Source organism: Thermobacillus xylanilyticus, assembly GCF_907165215.1.
GTDB classification, from domain to species: Bacteria; Bacillota; Bacilli; order Paenibacillales; family Paenibacillaceae; genus Thermobacillus; species Thermobacillus xylanilyticus.
In genome coordinates, this window is record NZ_CAJRAY010000056.1 from 1 (window position 1) to 14,156 (window position 14,156).

12 protein-coding genes and 1 pseudogene are annotated in these 14,156 nt (G+C 63.6%); 8 read left to right on the forward strand and 5 right to left on the reverse strand.

Annotated features, from left to right (window positions below; translation table 11 throughout):
- The first annotated feature begins 178 nt into the window (after positions 1–178).
- Positions 179–481 carry a heme biosynthesis protein HemY gene (locus KJQ12_RS11290; protein WP_015254302.1) on the forward strand — a complete coding sequence of 101 codons (303 nt, stop codon included), beginning with the start codon at positions 179–181 and terminating at the stop codon, positions 479–481.
- A gap of 34 nt (positions 482–515) precedes the next feature.
- Positions 516–740: a YuzB family protein gene (locus tag KJQ12_RS11295; protein ID WP_213484749.1), complete on the forward strand. Its 225-nt coding sequence runs from the start codon at positions 516–518 to the stop codon at positions 738–740.
- 16 nt (positions 741–756) lie between these two features.
- On the opposite strand, the gene KJQ12_RS11300 is transcribed toward KJQ12_RS11295, so the two are convergent.
- Positions 757–2,760, reverse strand: a complete 2,004-nt coding sequence (locus KJQ12_RS11300; protein ID WP_213484750.1) for an LTA synthase family protein — start codon at positions 2,758–2,760, stop codon at positions 757–759.
- A gap of 133 nt (positions 2,761–2,893) precedes the next feature.
- On the opposite strand from KJQ12_RS11300, the gene KJQ12_RS11305 reads away from it, so the two are divergent.
- The gene (locus tag KJQ12_RS11305) at positions 2,894–3,529 is read left to right on the forward strand and encodes an O-methyltransferase (protein WP_213484751.1); all 636 of its coding nucleotides are present in this window, start codon (positions 2,894–2,896) and stop codon (positions 3,527–3,529) included.
- Here the strand turns inward: KJQ12_RS11305 and KJQ12_RS11310 are convergent.
- The 4 genes and pseudogenes from KJQ12_RS11310 to KJQ12_RS11325 form a co-directional block, all read right to left on the reverse strand.
- On the reverse strand, positions 3,490–4,695 hold the full coding sequence (locus KJQ12_RS11310; protein ID WP_213484752.1) for an MFS transporter: 1,206 nt from the start codon (positions 4,693–4,695) through the stop codon (positions 3,490–3,492). The genes KJQ12_RS11305 and KJQ12_RS11310 overlap by 40 nt on opposite strands.
- A gap of 103 nt (positions 4,696–4,798) precedes the next feature.
- Positions 4,799–5,530, reverse strand: coding sequence for a twin-arginine translocase subunit TatC (gene tatC / locus KJQ12_RS11315; RefSeq protein ID WP_015254307.1), 732 nt, complete (start codon positions 5,528–5,530; stop codon positions 4,799–4,801).
- A 194-nt stretch (positions 5,531–5,724) separates the two neighbouring features.
- A pseudogene (gene tatA / locus KJQ12_RS11320) lies at positions 5,725–5,892 on the reverse strand (twin-arginine translocase TatA/TatE family subunit); the annotation flags it as partial.
- A gap of 26 nt (positions 5,893–5,918) precedes the next feature.
- The gene (locus tag KJQ12_RS11325; RefSeq protein WP_213484753.1) at positions 5,919–7,562 is read right to left on the reverse strand and encodes a PhoX family protein; all 1,644 of its coding nucleotides are present in this window, start codon (positions 7,560–7,562) and stop codon (positions 5,919–5,921) included.
- Between the two features lie 193 nt (positions 7,563–7,755).
- On the opposite strand from KJQ12_RS11325, the gene KJQ12_RS11330 reads away from it, so the two are divergent.
- The 5 genes from KJQ12_RS11330 (at position 7,756) to hemG (ending at position 14,024) form a co-directional block, all read left to right on the forward strand.
- Entirely contained in the window at positions 7,756–8,133 is a 378-nt protein-coding gene (locus KJQ12_RS11330) for a hypothetical protein (RefSeq protein WP_213484754.1), read from the forward strand.
- Positions 8,134–8,191: 58 nt separating this feature from the next.
- Positions 8,192–10,366, forward strand: a complete 2,175-nt coding sequence (gene secD, locus KJQ12_RS11335; RefSeq protein ID WP_213484755.1) for a protein translocase subunit SecD — start codon at positions 8,192–8,194, stop codon at positions 10,364–10,366.
- 112 nt (positions 10,367–10,478) lie between these two features.
- Complete coding sequence (gene hemE / locus KJQ12_RS11340; protein ID WP_213484756.1) at positions 10,479–11,552, forward strand: uroporphyrinogen decarboxylase; 1,074 nt, start codon at positions 10,479–10,481, stop codon at positions 11,550–11,552.
- A complete protein-coding gene (gene hemH / locus KJQ12_RS11345) occupies positions 11,549–12,499 on the forward strand; it encodes a ferrochelatase (protein WP_213484757.1) in 951 nt (316 codons plus the stop codon). The genes hemE and hemH overlap by 4 nt, the downstream gene beginning before the upstream one ends.
- A 4-nt stretch (positions 12,500–12,503) precedes the next feature.
- The gene (gene hemG / locus KJQ12_RS11350; protein WP_213484758.1) at positions 12,504–14,024 is read left to right on the forward strand and encodes a protoporphyrinogen oxidase; all 1,521 of its coding nucleotides are present in this window, start codon (positions 12,504–12,506) and stop codon (positions 14,022–14,024) included.
- Positions 14,025–14,156: the final 132 nt, after the last annotated feature.

Sequence of the window (14,156 nt, forward strand, 5' to 3'; positions counted from 1 at the left end):
CATAGTGACATTATCTCAGAACAGTTATACCGTGACATTATCACAGAACAACGACAATCCGTTGAACTTCCGGTTGAACTTCGCGGGCCGGTTCATTACAATAGAATGAAGCGCGGCCGGACAGCCCGGCGGCTTCCGTCTGGAAACGGCCGCACCGCAGCGAAGGGACGGATCACGGATGAAATGCAAAATTTCCCGCAATGCCGCCAAGGTATTGCTTGCCGAGCTGAACAAGCCGGAGCACGAGGGCAAGAAGCTTCGCGTCTACGTGACGCACCGCCATGGCGATCACGCGCATTACGGCCTGGCGCTCGATACGCCGACCGACTCGGATGTCGTGGTGACGACCGACAAGGGGATCGACGTCATTCTGGACAAGAACGAGCCGTTCCTGGACGGCGTGAGGATCGACTATTTCTACCTGCCGCAGGAAGGGTTCCAGATAACGAATCCGTCCAAGGGCAGCCACGGCGATCACTAGCCGGCAGGGACGGGAAGAAGCGGAAGCATAAGTCATGGCCAACGATATCCGCATCTGCGACAAGTGCAGATATATCCGGGTGAAGACGCTGCTGCCGAAGCTGAAGAAGCTGGCGCCCGATGCCGACATCAGGGTCGGGTGCAAAAACTACTGCGGCCCCTGCTCCCGGAAAGCGTTCATCTACGTCAATGGAAGGTACGTCACCGCGCCGACCGAAGACGAAGCGGTTGCGAAAGCAAAGGCATTCATCAAACCGTAAGGAGAAAAGGCGAAGATCAGCCGAACCGATCGGCGGTCTTCGCCTTTGTACTTGCGGCTTCCGCATGGCGCCATTTGTCGATCAGACCGTGTTCCACGACGCGCGCGGAAGCGATGATCTCTTCCTCCGCCGCGGATTTCGCGGCTTCGCAGCGCGATCCGGGAAGCGGATCTCCGGTCTGCGCGTCGTAACAGAGACCGCCGCCTTCCTCCGGGGGACGGGCGGTGTAATAGAGCTGTCCGTCCGTGAACGAGCCGTTGCGGAAGACGATGAGGCGTTCGCCGGCGGATGCGTTATGTTCCCGGTCGGCAAGCAGCGGCAAACCGGCCATGACCCGCGAGCCGGTGTCCATGCCGAGCAGATGGAGAATCGTCGGCGCGATATCGAGCTGACCGCCCGGCTCGGACCGGACTTCGCCGCCCATGGCGCCGTCCGGCAGATGGAGGATGAGCGGAACTTCGCGCATCAGCAGAAGCCGTTCGGCCGGCTTGAGCGGCCGGCCGAGAAACTGCTCGTACTGCGGCCATTCCGCAATCGAATTGTCGTGGTCGCCGTAAATGACGACGATCGAATCGTCCCACAGGCCGCTCGCTTTCAACCGGTCGACAAATTCGCCGAGCGCCGCGTCGGCGTAATGGACGGCGGCCAGATAATCGCCGAATATCGTGCCCTCGAATTCGCCGGCGTCGAACGAGCCGGCGGACGCGGGCAGGGCGTAGGGATGATGGCTGGAGAGCGTCACGAGAAAAGCGTAGAACGGCTGTTTCAGCCGTTCGATCCGCTCGGCGGATTGACGCAGGAACGACCGGTCGCCGAGCGACCAGCCGAGCGGCTCGTCCAGCACAAAATGTTTCTTGCTGTAGAACGCGTCGAAACCGATCCGGTCGTACATGACGTTCCGGTTCCAGAAGCCGCCGTCATACGCGTGGAACGCGGCCGTCGCATAGCCCGCTTCTTTCAGCATGCCGGGCAGACAGTCATAGGCCCGGTTGGCATGGCGGATGTAGACGGACCCCGAGGCCAGCGGATGCAGGGAACATTGCGCCGCGAATTCGGCATCCGAGGTCCGGCCTTGCGCCGTCTGGTGGTAGAACCGTTCGAAATAGACGCTCTCCCCGAGAAGCTCGTTCAGCCGCGGCGTGACCGGCTGCCCGTTCCATTCCCGGCCGATGACGAAGGACTGCAGCGCTTCGACCTGGATCATGATGACGTTCTTGCCGCTGTACGCGCCGTAGCGGTCATCGCGGGACAACGCCTCCCTGGCCTTGCCGCGCTGGGCGAACCAATCGGCCGATTCGGCTTCCGCTTCCGCGGCGAGCGGCATGCTGGCGTACTGGCGCTTCATATACTGGTAAGCGTCATAGGCGTGAAACCCGTACAGCCCGACCACATTGTAGATCGACACGTTCCACCAGTCGGCGCCGAACAGTCCCTTGGCCCAGCCGGTTCTGGCCTCGTGGATCGGCAAGGCGGTCATCAGGAAGCCGGCGGCGCAGACGGCCGCGCAGACGGCCGCGCGGACGGCGCGGCGCGTGCCCGCGCGTTTGCCGCGCTTGCGCGCAAGCTTAAGCCACGGCAGCAGGGCGGCGACCGGCCAATCGAGGAAGAGAAGCGCGTCATTCGGTTCGAGCAAAGCCGCGATGCTGCCGCCGAGCGAGCCGACCTGCCGCGCCTGGAGCAGCACCGGCACGGAGATCAGATCCTGGAAATAGCGAAAATAAAGCAGATCGGCATACAAAATCAGCGTCAAGAGGATGTTCAGCGCGGCGAGCGACACGAGCCGGGCCCGAACCGGCAGCAGCAGCGTCCAGCCGGACAGCAGCAGGAGCGTGCCGGCCGCGATGACGGCGTCGGCGGCATCCATCTCCATATACTGAACATCGATCCAATTGTTGAACAGCACAAGCTTCACCAGCATCGCCGGAACGAACAGCGGCAGGCCGGATCGAAGGACGGCCGGCAGCAAGCGCGGCGCCCGATCCCGCAGCAGCCGAAGCAAGTTGATCATGGTTGCAGACACGTGAATTCTTTCGCCTCTTCGTTGCTTAAACTTCGCTTCCGTATCGGACCGGACAGCGATACAATCCATTATGGGCGATTGCATGCGGATTAGACAAGGGTCAGGGGACTTGAATGCGAAGGAGGAACCCCAAATGTGGAATGCGGAAGACTATGTGAACCGGCTGTTCGGCGCCGATCCGGATCTGGAGCGCGCGGCGAAAGGCATCCGGGAGGCGGGCATGCCGGAAATCTCGGTCGCGCCGGGGTACGGCCGGCTGCTGACCATTCTCGCCGGAGCGTCCGGCGCCCGGGATGCGCTGGAGATCGGGGCGCTCGGCGGGGTGAGCGGCATTTGCATCGCCCGCGGCCTCAAGGAAGGCGGCAAGCTGACTTCGCTCGAGATCAAGCCCGAATACGCGGCGATCGCCCGGTCCCACGTGGAAGCCGCGGGGCTGGGCGATCGCGTGGAGTACCGGATCGGCGATGCGCTTCAGTCGCTTGAGGAGCTGGCAGGGGAAGGCCGGCGGTTCGATTTCTTTTTCATCGATGCGGACAAGGGACGGTATCCCGACTATCTGGAATGGGCCATCCGGCTGGCGCGGCCGGGCGCGGTCATCACGGCGGACAATGTGCTGCTCCGCGGAAGGGTGGGCGATCCCGGAGCGCAGGGGCCGTCCGTCGCCGCCATGCGGACGTTCAATGACCGGCTGGCCCATGACCCGCGCCTTGTCGCGACGATGCTGCCGGGCTACGACGGTCTTGCCGTCGCTTTCGTGAAGGAAGTGTGAGCGACGAGCGCCGAGTTGAGCATCAGGAGTACGGCCGACAGCAGGAACAGCCCTTTGATGCCGAGCAGGCTGCTCGTCAGCCCGCCGAACACCGGGCCGGCCATGTTGCCGAGGCTGAGCATGCTGCTGTTGAAGCTGTAGGCCCGGCTCTCCATCCCTTCCGGCGTATGCCTCCGGATGAGGGCGTTCACGCTCGGCACAAGCCCGCCGAGGAACAGGCCGAGCAGGAAGCGGGCGGCCAGCAGCTGCCATACCGCGCCGACGAACGCCTGCGGGATGAACATGATACCGGCGCCGGCAAGCGAGAACCCGAGCACGCGGTGGGCGCCGATCCGGTCGCTCAGCCTGCCGAGCAGCGGCGCTGCCAGCATGTTCGAGATGCCGGTCACCGCGCCGACCGTCCCGGACCAGAACGCGAGGTTCGCCGTGCCGTGCAGTTCCTGCACGAACAGCGGAATGAGCGACTGCGTGTTCATGAGCGAGAACTGGATCAGGAAGGTGACGCTGAGCAGCACCATGAGCGGACGGATGCCGCGCAGCGCTTTCCAGCCCTGCAAGACCGAGATTTGCGGCGCGGCCGCCGCTTTCTCCCGATCGAACTTCTCGCGCACGAGGAAGAGCGCCAGCAGCGACGCGCAGAACAAGAGTCCGCCCGTAATGTAGAAGATCGGACGGAAACCGAACTGATCCGCGAACGCGCCGCCCATGAGCGGCCCCATTACCGTGCCGGCGATCAGGCCGGACTGGATGACCCCCATCGCGAACCCCATTTTCTCCTTCGGCGTCGTCGCCGAGACAAGCGCGACGGCCGCCGGATTGAACCCCGAGATCGTTCCGTTGAGCAGCCGCAGCGCCAGCAGATGCCAGGGCTCGGTCGCGAATCCCATGAGCACCGTAACCGTCGCCATGCCGAAGCCGGAGCGCAGCAGCATCACTTTGCGGCCGTGCCGGTCGGCGAGCCGGCCCCAGATCGGCTGGAACAGGAACGCCGTGACGAAGTTGCCCGCAAAGATGATGCCGGTCCATTCGGCGATCTCATGCTCGTCGCGCAGACCGAAGTCGGACTGGAGATAGAGCGACAGGAACGGCATGATCATCGTCATGCCGGCCAGGGTGAGAAATTGTCCGAACCAAAGTACGATGAGATTGATTTTCCACTGTGGCATGATTCCGCCGCCTTTCACATCCTTAACTATACCACATTCGGCGGAGTCAGGCGGCGGAAGGCGCGACAAAAACCGCGCGGCCGGACGGCCGGATGACGGCCCGTCACCGGGCTCCGGCCGGCTCCGCCCGGCGGGAAGCCGCTTTCGAGAGCGCGACGCTGACCTCGTAGAGCAGCAGCAGCGGCACGATCACGATGATATCCGACACGATGTCGGGCGGCGTAATGCTGACGGCGACGATGACGAGGATGAAATAGGCGGATTTCCGCATCCTGGCGAGCCGCGCCGGATTCAGCACGCCGATCCGGGTAAGGAACAGTAGGGCGGCGGGCAGTTCGAACAGGAAACCGAACGGCACGGTCATATGGATCATGAAGGTGAAATATTTCTGGGCCGTGTATAACGTTTCGAACTGCTCCGCCGCCATCCGGTTCATGAAGTCGAGCATCACCGGGAAGAGCACGAAATACCCGAAGGCGAGCCCGGCGAGGAAGAGCAGCGCCAGCGCCGGGATATAGAAGGCCGTCCGGCGGCGCACCCGGCCTCCCAGCGCCGGGCTGACGAACCGCCACGCATGCCAGGCCGCCACCGGCATGGTGACGGTGAGCGCGGCGACGCCGGAGAGCAGCAGGTAAACCCACAGCACGTCCGACGGGCCGAGCACGACGAGTTTGTCGTCCAATCCGCGGACGAGCCAGTCATATAGGTCCCGCACATAGAGGAAGGCGGCCGCCATCGAGGCGAGGAACGACAGCAGCGTGCGGATCAGCCGGGTTCGCAGCTCGCCGAGATGGCCGATGACGCTCATGCTGTTCGGGTCCTGCCGCCCGCTCATTGCGCCCCACCGCGGACGGCGGGCGCCGCTTCTGCGGGAGACGCGCTGCCGGCTTTCGCATCCGATGCGCCGGAGGACTCAGCCGCCGCACTTGCCGCCGACCCGTCCCGCGCATCCGTCATGCCGGCCGCGGCAGCCGGCGCATGCCGCGGTGCAGACGGCTTCCCGCCGGGTGCTTCCGCATCCCTGGCATCCTCCTCGTCCGTCCCGCCGCCGACAAGTCCGCGGGTCGCACGCTTGAACTCGCTGAGTGTCCGGCCGAACGCGCGGCCGAGCTCGGGCAGCTTCGACGGCCCGAAAATGATGAGCGCGATGATCAGAATCAGGATCAGGCCGCCGACGCCGATGTTGCCGAAGGGCATGGATCGTCAACTCCTTCATGTCGGAATCATCCGCCGAAGCGGAACCCGGTGATCGCCACGACGCCCGCGCGCGCCTTCCCATCGCCGGGACGGTGCGGCCAGCGGCTCGTCGGATTGGCAAGGTCTTTCGTCTCTTCGCCCGGATGCTGGACCGAGAGGAACAGCGTCCGCTCGTCCGGTGTGAAGAACGGTCCGGTCAGCTCGCATTCCACCGGGCCGGAAGCGAACTGCAGCGCGACGCCCTTCGACGGGCCGTGGGTCGGGATGACGAACAGGCCGTTGTTCATGAACGTCTTGTGCACCCCTTTGTTCTGGCTGCTGCTCGAAATGTCCGTCACGACCCACAGATTGCCGTTCGAATCGAAGGCGAGATTGTCGGGGGAGCTGAAACCGGACTGCCGGCCGCCCGCCGCGAATATTTCAAAGTCGAACTCCAGCGCGCCGAGGTCATTGTCCGCCTCGAAAATGCGCGTGATATGGCCGTGAATGTTCCCGTGTGAGTCGTTGTTCGTATGGCAGATGAAAACGGTGTTGTCGAACGGAGAAATCTCGATGTCTTCCGGCCGGTCGGTCGGCGTGCCGCCGACGAGCCGCGCCGCTTCGTGGCAGTTCGTCACGACGTCGCCCTGGTGGTTCCATTTTTTCAGTTCTTCCGGCTTGCCTTCGAGCGCCTTGCGCACGTTCTCGATCGTCACCGGCACCCATTTGCCGGACTTCAGGTTGGCGACATAGAGCGTCCCGTCTTCGAGCAGGGCGGAGTTGCGGCGGCCGAGCGCGGGATTGTATTTGCCCTTGCTGATGAACTTGTATACGCAGGCGTCCTTCTTGTCATCCCCCATGTAGACGACGACGCGCCCGTCGTTCGCCAGCCCCATCGCCGTATTCTCGTGATTGAAGCGGCCGAGCGCCGTATGTTTCTTCCGGTACGACGCGTCGAACGGATCGATCTCGACGACCCAGCCGTAATGTTCGAGCGGCAGGTTCGACGCTTTCGCCGTATCTTCGAAGTTCTCCTCGCACGACAGGACGGTGTTCCAGAGCGTCACGCCGCCGGAGCAGTTCGCGAACGTCCCCTGCACCGTCCGCGCGCCGCCGACTGCGGAAGTGCCTGCGGCCGGACCGGTCAGTTCGAAGCTCGTGAAGCCGTCGATGCGCCGCGCATAGCGGGAGGTCGTGTCCATTCTCCATGCGCCGTCCGACCCGCGCCGTACTTCGATGACGGACATGCCGAGGTATTGCAGGTTTTTCTTCACCTGCTCCGGCGTCATTTTGCCATCCTTCACCGGTCCGATGCTGAAAATGCTGGTGTATTCATGGTTCGTGACGAGCAGGCCGTGCTCATTCGACCCGTCGATCGGGAAAAACGCGTTGTAGTCCGCCCCGTCTCCGAACCGCTCGCCGGCCGCGTTGATGACATCGTCCATGGCGGCCACGACGTCGTAGCGGTAGCCCGGCGGCAGGATCAGCTCGTCTTCCTTCGACGGCGAGATCGGTTCGAAGAACCCGGTGACGCGGTTCGTCTTGAAGCCGAACAGATGGTCCGCCGTTCCCGTCGCAGCCGACGCTTTGCCTTCCAGGCTGCCGAGACCGGCGGATGCCGCAGCCAGCGCTGCCGCCCCCGTTCCGAGATAGGACAGAAACGTTCTGCGGTCGATGGGCTTGTCGTTCATGTGGACACGCTCCTTGCACGGTGGTTTTTGCGATCTTGCGAGACAAGCGTAAGACGGCAAGGTCAAGCGGAGATCATGGTGAAATGAAGATTTTGTAAACTTGCCGTTTTCAACGTTTTCATGGCGGATTGATTCGCCGGCGAAGATCAGGTACAGTAAAACGAGATGATTTGCATTTCGAGGAGGGAACGGCATGGAAACGAAGCGTGCAGCGGGCGTCCGGCTTGTCGTCTCGTTTGCGGCGGGATTGCTGCTGTACGCGGGCGCCATGCCGGGGCCCCCTGCGGATGCGCGCGAAGCGGATGCGTCCGGGGCGGACGTCTGGACTGACGCCGCGCGGGACAAGCTGGGCCCGTCCGTCAGGCAGACGCCGGCGCCGGCGCAGGACGGACCGGGCGCCGCGGCGCTCCGCCCGGACGGCGGAAGAGCGCATGTCCGGCAGACCGATTCCGGGTCGCCGGTGAAGCCCGATGAGCCGAAGATCGTCGATCTTCGGCTCGGCCTGCTCGCGCCGCTGAAATTTGCGACGAATTACGTGGACGGTTCATCCGCCGGGCAATACTCGTCATGACCCGATCGGAAAGAACCTTACAGATTCCATGCGATAAGATGGAGGAACGACCTGACCGATGAACAAGAGCCGTTTTCTCGGATTGATTTTGACCATACTGATCTCCCTCGTGGTGGTGGGGATCACATCGCCGACCGTGCTCAAAGGCATCAAGCTGGGCCTTGATCTGCAAGGCGGCTTTGAAATTTTGTATGAAGCGGAGCCGCTCAATGAGGGCGGCGTGGTGACGAAGGAGGCGCTGCGCCAGACGGCGAAGAGCCTGATGAAGCGGGCCGACCAGTACGGCGTGGCGGAACCGGAAATTGTGCCCGAAGGATCCAACCGGATCCGCGCGCGCATCGCCGGCGTGTCCGACGAGGCGACTGTGCGCGAGATCATGAAGAAGCCGGCCGAACTGACGTTCCGCGGTCCGGACGGCAAGATCGAACTGGACGGCAGCGACTTCAAGGAAGGCGCCGCCAAGGTCGCTTACGATGAACTGAACCGGCCGATCATTCTGGTTGAAGTGAAACAGAAGGACAGGCTTGCCGACGTCTCGAAACGGCTCCTCGGCCAGCCGCTGTCCATTTACCTGGACGACCAGCTGATATCGTCTCCGATCGTCCAGGCCGTGCTGACGGACGGCAAGGCGACGATTTCCGGCAGCTATTCACTTGAAGAAGCGAGGGAACTGGCCGAGATCATCAATCTGGGCGCGCTGCCGCTCAAACTGACGGAGAAGTACACGCAGTCCGTCGGGGCGACGCTCGGCAAGCAATCGCTCGAGCAGACGGTCTACGCCGGCATCCTTGCGACGATCTTCATCCTGCTGTTCATGATGGTCGTCTACCGGCTGCCCGGCGTCATCGCCAGCGTCACGCTCATCGTGTACAACTGGGGCATCCTGCTCATCTATTACTGGATGCATGCGACGCTGACGCTGCCCGGCATCGCGGCGTTCGTGCTCGGCGTCGGCATGGCCGTCGACGCGAACATCATTACGGCGGAGCGGATCCGAGAAGAAATGCGCTCCGGCAAGTCGCTGCTGTCGGCGCTCAAGTCCGGCTCGCGCAACTCGCTCCGGACGATTGTTGACGCGAACCTGACGACGACGCTCGCCGGCGCCGTGCTCTATTTCGTCGGCACCGGGGCCATTCAGGGCTTCGCCCTCATGCTCATCCTGAGCAACGTGTTCAGCATGGTGACGAACGTCGCGTTCTCGCGCTTCATGCTGAACCTGCTCGTGCGGAGCGGCGTGTTCTCGAAACCCGGTTTCTTCAATGTCAAAGAGAAGGACATTCGTCCGCTCTCCGAGAAAAAATCGTTTGATGACGAGCATTACTATCGCATCTTCGACTTCGTCAAGCACCGGAAAATCTTCTTCTCCATCTCGTCGGCGCTGACGATTGCCGGCATCGTGTCGCTGCTTGCGTTCGGCTTCAACTACGGCGTTGACTTCAAGGCGGGCACGAGCATGGATATCGCCGTCGGCAAGGCGGTGACGCAGGCCGAAGCGGAATCGGTGCTTCAGGATGCCGGTTTCAAGCCGGAGTCGGTCGTCGTCGGCGGAGGAGGCGAGCGCGTCTCGATCCGGTTCGACCGGGTGCTGGATGCCGAGAAGGGCGAAGCGAACCAGGTGCTGACCGCGTTTCGCGACCGCTTCGGCGATCAGGTGTCGGCGGAGGAGAACACGGTCGACCCGGTCATCGCGCAGGAGCTGGGCATCCGGGCGATTATCTCGATCCTCGTCGCCAGCGTCGGCATCATCCTGCTCATCATGTTGCGCTTCGAATGGCGGTTCGCGGTGGCCGGCATCGTCGCGCTGCTGCACGACGCGTTCCTTGTTGTGACCGTATTTTCACTGTTCAGGCTGGAAGTCAACCTGACGTTCATCGCGGCCATCCTGACGATTATCGGTTACTCGATCAACGACACGATCGTCGTCTTCGACCGGATCCGCGAGAACATGCGGTTCGCGAAACTGCGCACGTTCGACGATCTGTGCCGGCTCGTGAACGTGAGCATGTCGCAGACGCTCGTCCGCTCGATCAACACGGGATTGCAGGTGCTTGTGGCGTCGCTGCTTCTCTTGCTGTTCGGCGGTGAATCGATCCGCCTGTTCTCGCTGGCGATGACGCTCGGCATGGCGTTCGGCATGTATTCGTCGATCTATATCGCCGCCCAGCTCTGGGTCGTCCTGAAGTGGCGCGCGATGCAGCGGAAGCCTGCGGCGCCGGCGGCGGAGACGGCCTGAAGTCCCGGGCGAAATGTCATCGAATTGTCATCGAAAACGCTGCCGGGCCGGTTGTTGCGCCGGGATGAAACGGGCATAATGAGAGGAAAAGCCAACGGAACGGAGAACAGCGATGAGTTACAACGACCGTTTCATCCGGGCCTGCCGCGGCGAACGGACGGACCGCGTGCCCGTCTGGTACATGCGGCAGGCCGGGCGTTACGATCCGGAATACCGGAAGATCAAGGAAAAGTATTCGCTGCTGGACATTTGCCGCAATCCCGAACTGGCCGCCGAAGTGACAATGATGCCGGTGCGGAAGCTCGGGGTGGACGCGGCGATCCTGTATTCGGACATCATGAATCCCGTCATGCCGCTCGGCGTCAAATTCGATATTGTGCCGAACGTCGGTCCCGTCGTCGAAGAGCCGATCCGCACGAAGCGGGACATCGAGCGGCTCAGACCGATCGACGTGGAAGGCGATCTCCCGCATATTCTCGAGACGATCCGCATCCTCGACCGGGAGCTGGATGTGCCGCTCATCACCTTCGCGGGAGCGCCTTTTACGATCGCCAGCTATCTGATCGAAGGGCGGCCGTCGCGCCGCTATCTCCGCACGAAGTCGCTCATGTACGGCGAACCCGAGCTATGGCAATCGCTGATGGACAAGCTCGGCGACATGGTCGTCACGTACGCCCGCGCGCATGCCGCAGCGGGCGGCAAGGCGTTCCAACTGTTCGACAGCTGGGTCGGGGCGCTATCGCCGCGCGATTTCGAGCGCTGCGTGCTGCCGGTGATCCGGCGGATTTTCGACGAGCTGGCCGATCTGGACATTCCGAAGATTTATTTTCCCGGCGTCAGTTCCGGCGAGCTGCTGCCGTCGCTCAAGGGCATCAAGGCTGACGTCATCGGCCTCGACTGGCGCGTCCCGATCCGCGAAGGGCGCAGGCGGCTGGGCGGCGGATACGCCGTGCAGGGCAACCTCGATCCGGCCGTGCTGACCGGTCCGATGGCGGTCATCGAAGAGCAGGCGGCGGACATTATCGACCAAGGGCTTGAGCAGCCGGGCTTCGTGTTCAATCTCGGACACGGCCTGTTCCCGGAGGCTTCGCTGGACAAGATCGCGGCGCTTACGGAATTCATTCACCGTTATTCGGCGCGGCAATTGCAGAACGGTCCGGCAGCGAAGGAGGCAGAACGAGCATGACGAATCGTCCGGTCGGCGTGCTGGTCATGTCATACGGCACGCCGAAGTCGATGGATCACATCGAAGCGTATTACACCCATATCCGGCGGGGACATCCGCCGACGCCGGAGCAGCTCGCCGAGCTGACCGCCCGCTACGAAGCGATTGTCGGCGGCGTCTTCCCGCTTCGGGAGAATACGGATCGCCAGGCGGCGGGCGTGCAGGCGCAGCTCGACCGGGAACATCCCGGCGCGTACAAGGTTTATCAAGGGCTGAAGCATGCGGAGCCGTTCATTGAGGACGGCGTGAAGGCGATGGCGGCGGACGGCATCCGCGAAGCGGTCGGCATCGTGCTGGCTCCGCACTATTCGGTCATGAGCGTCGGATCGTACATCAAGCGGGCGAGAGAGGCGGCCGAAGCCGAAGGCATTCAGATGGCGTTCGTCGAGTCGTATCATCTCCATCCGAAGCTCATCGAAGCGATCGCCGTCCGGCTGCGGAGCGCCCTTGCACGGTTCGGCGGTCCGGAAGAGCAGCGCCGCGTGAAAGTGCTGTTCAGCGCGCACAGCCTGCCGGAGCGGATTCTTTCGATGGGCGATCCGTATGTGGATCAGCTCCTTGCGACGTCCCGCGCCGCGGCGGAAGCGGCTGGCGTGGCGGACTGGGAATTCACCTGGCAGAGCGCGGGCCGGACGAACGAGCCGTGGCTCGGTCCGGACATCCTCGACATGCTGGATCGTCTGGCGAAGGAAGGCGTAAAGGCGGTGCTGTCGGCGCCGATCGGCTTCGTCAGCGACCATCTGGAAGTGCTGTACGATCTGGATATTGAAGCGAAGCAGTTCGCGGCGGAGCGGGGCATCCGGTTCGAGCGGATCGACATGCTGAACGATGATCCGCTCTACATGGAGACGCTCGCCGAATTGGCGGCGGAGGCTGCCGCCGGACTGCCTGTCGGAAAGCGGGGGTAACCCGATGGCGGCAGCAGCAGAGCCGAAAACGATCGTCGTTGTCGGCGGCGGGATCACCGGGCTCGCCGCCGCTTACTATTTGCGCAGGTCGGCCGAAGCCGCCGGATTGCCCGTCCGCGTGGCGATCGCGGAGGCGTCGGAGCGGCTCGGCGGAAAGATCGAGACGCTGCGGAAGGACGGCTTCGTCATCGAGAAGGGGCCGGATTCGTTCCTCGCCCGCAAGAAGGCGATCCTCGATTTGGCCGTCGATCTCGGCATTGAAGAGGAGCTCGTGCCGATCAATCCGTCGGGCAAGAAGTCGTTCATCGTCTTCCGCGGCAAGCTGCATCCGATGCCGGACGGCCTCATGCTCGGCATTCCGACCGAGATCGCGCCGATGCTGAAGACCGGCCTCCTGTCGCCGGCGGGCAAGCTGCGCGCCGGACTCGACTTCGTCCTGCCCGCGCGGAAAGGAAATGACGACGAGTCAATCGGCGATTTCCTGACGCGGCGGCTCGGACGCGAAGTTGTCGAGCGGATTGCCGAGCCGCTTCTGGCCGGCATCTACGCGGGGGAGCTGGACAAGCTCAGTCTGCGGGCGACGTTCCCGCAGTTCCGCGAGGCGGAGCTGAAGCACGGCAGCCTGATCCTCGGCATGCGCCGCGCCATGCGGCGGCGCCCGGCCCCGGCTGCCGGCGCCGGCGGAGCGGCGGGGCAGGCCGGGCAGGCGGCGCAGACGCCGGCGGATGCGATTCTTGCCCGGTACAAGGGGGCGCCGTTCCTGAATTTCCGCCGCGGCCTGGCGACGCTCGTCGAAGCGCTGGAGCGGGAGCTGTCCGGGGCCGAATGGCGGCGCGGACGGAAAGCAACGGCGCTAAGGAAAGGCGCCGCCGGGGCATCGGACGAGCCGGACCACCGCTATGCGGTCGTGCTCGACGACGGGGAAGAACTGCAAGCCGACGCCGTCGTCGTGACGGCTCCGGCGTATGAAGCGGAGGCGCTGCTTCGGGATCATGTCGACTGCGGCATGCTCCGCGCCGTCCGGTACGCGTCCGTCGCCAATGTCGTGCTGGCCTTCGACAAGGCGTCCTTCGGCCGCGAGTTCGCCGGTTCCGGCTTCCTTGTGCCGCGCACGGAAGGCCGGCAGATTACGGCGTGCACTTGGACGTCGACGAAGTGGCTCCATACGAGCCCGCCGGACAAGGTGCTGCTGCGCTGCTATATCGGCCGCTCGGGCGACGAGGACGCGGTTTCGCTGCCGGACGATCAGCTCATCCGGCTTGTGCGGCACGATCTGGAGGAACTGATCGGGGTGACGGCTGCGCCGGTGATGACGGAGGTTACGCGGCTCCATCGTTCCATGCCGCAATATCCGGTCGGCCATGTCGAGGCGATGCGCGATTTCAAGCGGAAGCTCGCCGAGGCGCTGCCGGGCGTCTGGACCGCCGGCGCGGCGTTCGACGGCATCGGGCTGCCGGACTGCATCCGGCAGGCGAAGGAGACGGCGGAGGCGGCGATTCGGGAGCTGTGCGGCTCCGCTTCATGATCCATATTCGGGTTTGAAACGGTCGGTCAGGATCTGTTCCTGCCCGGCCGTTTTCATATTTTGCGCCAGCAAAGCTCCGCAAGCCGCTGTAACGCGGTATGCACGTTACAGCCGCGCCGACGGGGTCTCGCG

Excerpts from the sequence above, each read along its gene's own strand:
- KJQ12_RS11290 (WP_015254302.1), top strand. The coding sequence starts at position 179 with ATGAAATGCAAAATTTCCCGCAATGCCGCCAAGGTATTGCTTGCCGAG.
- KJQ12_RS11295 (WP_213484749.1), top strand. The coding sequence starts at position 516 with ATGGCCAACGATATCCGCATCTGCGACAAGTGCAGATATATCCGGGTG.
- KJQ12_RS11305 (WP_213484751.1), top strand. The coding sequence starts at position 2,894 with ATGTGGAATGCGGAAGACTATGTGAACCGGCTGTTCGGCGCCGATCCG.
- KJQ12_RS11310 (WP_213484752.1), bottom strand. The coding sequence starts at position 4,695 with ATGCCACAGTGGAAAATCAATCTCATCGTACTTTGGTTCGGACAATTT.
- tatC (WP_015254307.1), bottom strand. The coding sequence starts at position 5,530 with ATGAGCGGGCGGCAGGACCCGAACAGCATGAGCGTCATCGGCCATCTC.
- KJQ12_RS11325 (WP_213484753.1), bottom strand. The coding sequence starts at position 7,562 with ATGAACGACAAGCCCATCGACCGCAGAACGTTTCTGTCCTATCTCGGA.
- KJQ12_RS11330 (WP_213484754.1), top strand. The coding sequence starts at position 7,756 with ATGGAAACGAAGCGTGCAGCGGGCGTCCGGCTTGTCGTCTCGTTTGCG.
- secD (WP_213484755.1), top strand. The coding sequence starts at position 8,192 with ATGAACAAGAGCCGTTTTCTCGGATTGATTTTGACCATACTGATCTCC.
- hemE (WP_213484756.1), top strand. The coding sequence starts at position 10,479 with ATGAGTTACAACGACCGTTTCATCCGGGCCTGCCGCGGCGAACGGACG.
- hemH (WP_213484757.1), top strand. The coding sequence starts at position 11,549 with ATGACGAATCGTCCGGTCGGCGTGCTGGTCATGTCATACGGCACGCCG.
- hemG (WP_213484758.1), top strand. The coding sequence starts at position 12,504 with ATGGCGGCAGCAGCAGAGCCGAAAACGATCGTCGTTGTCGGCGGCGGG.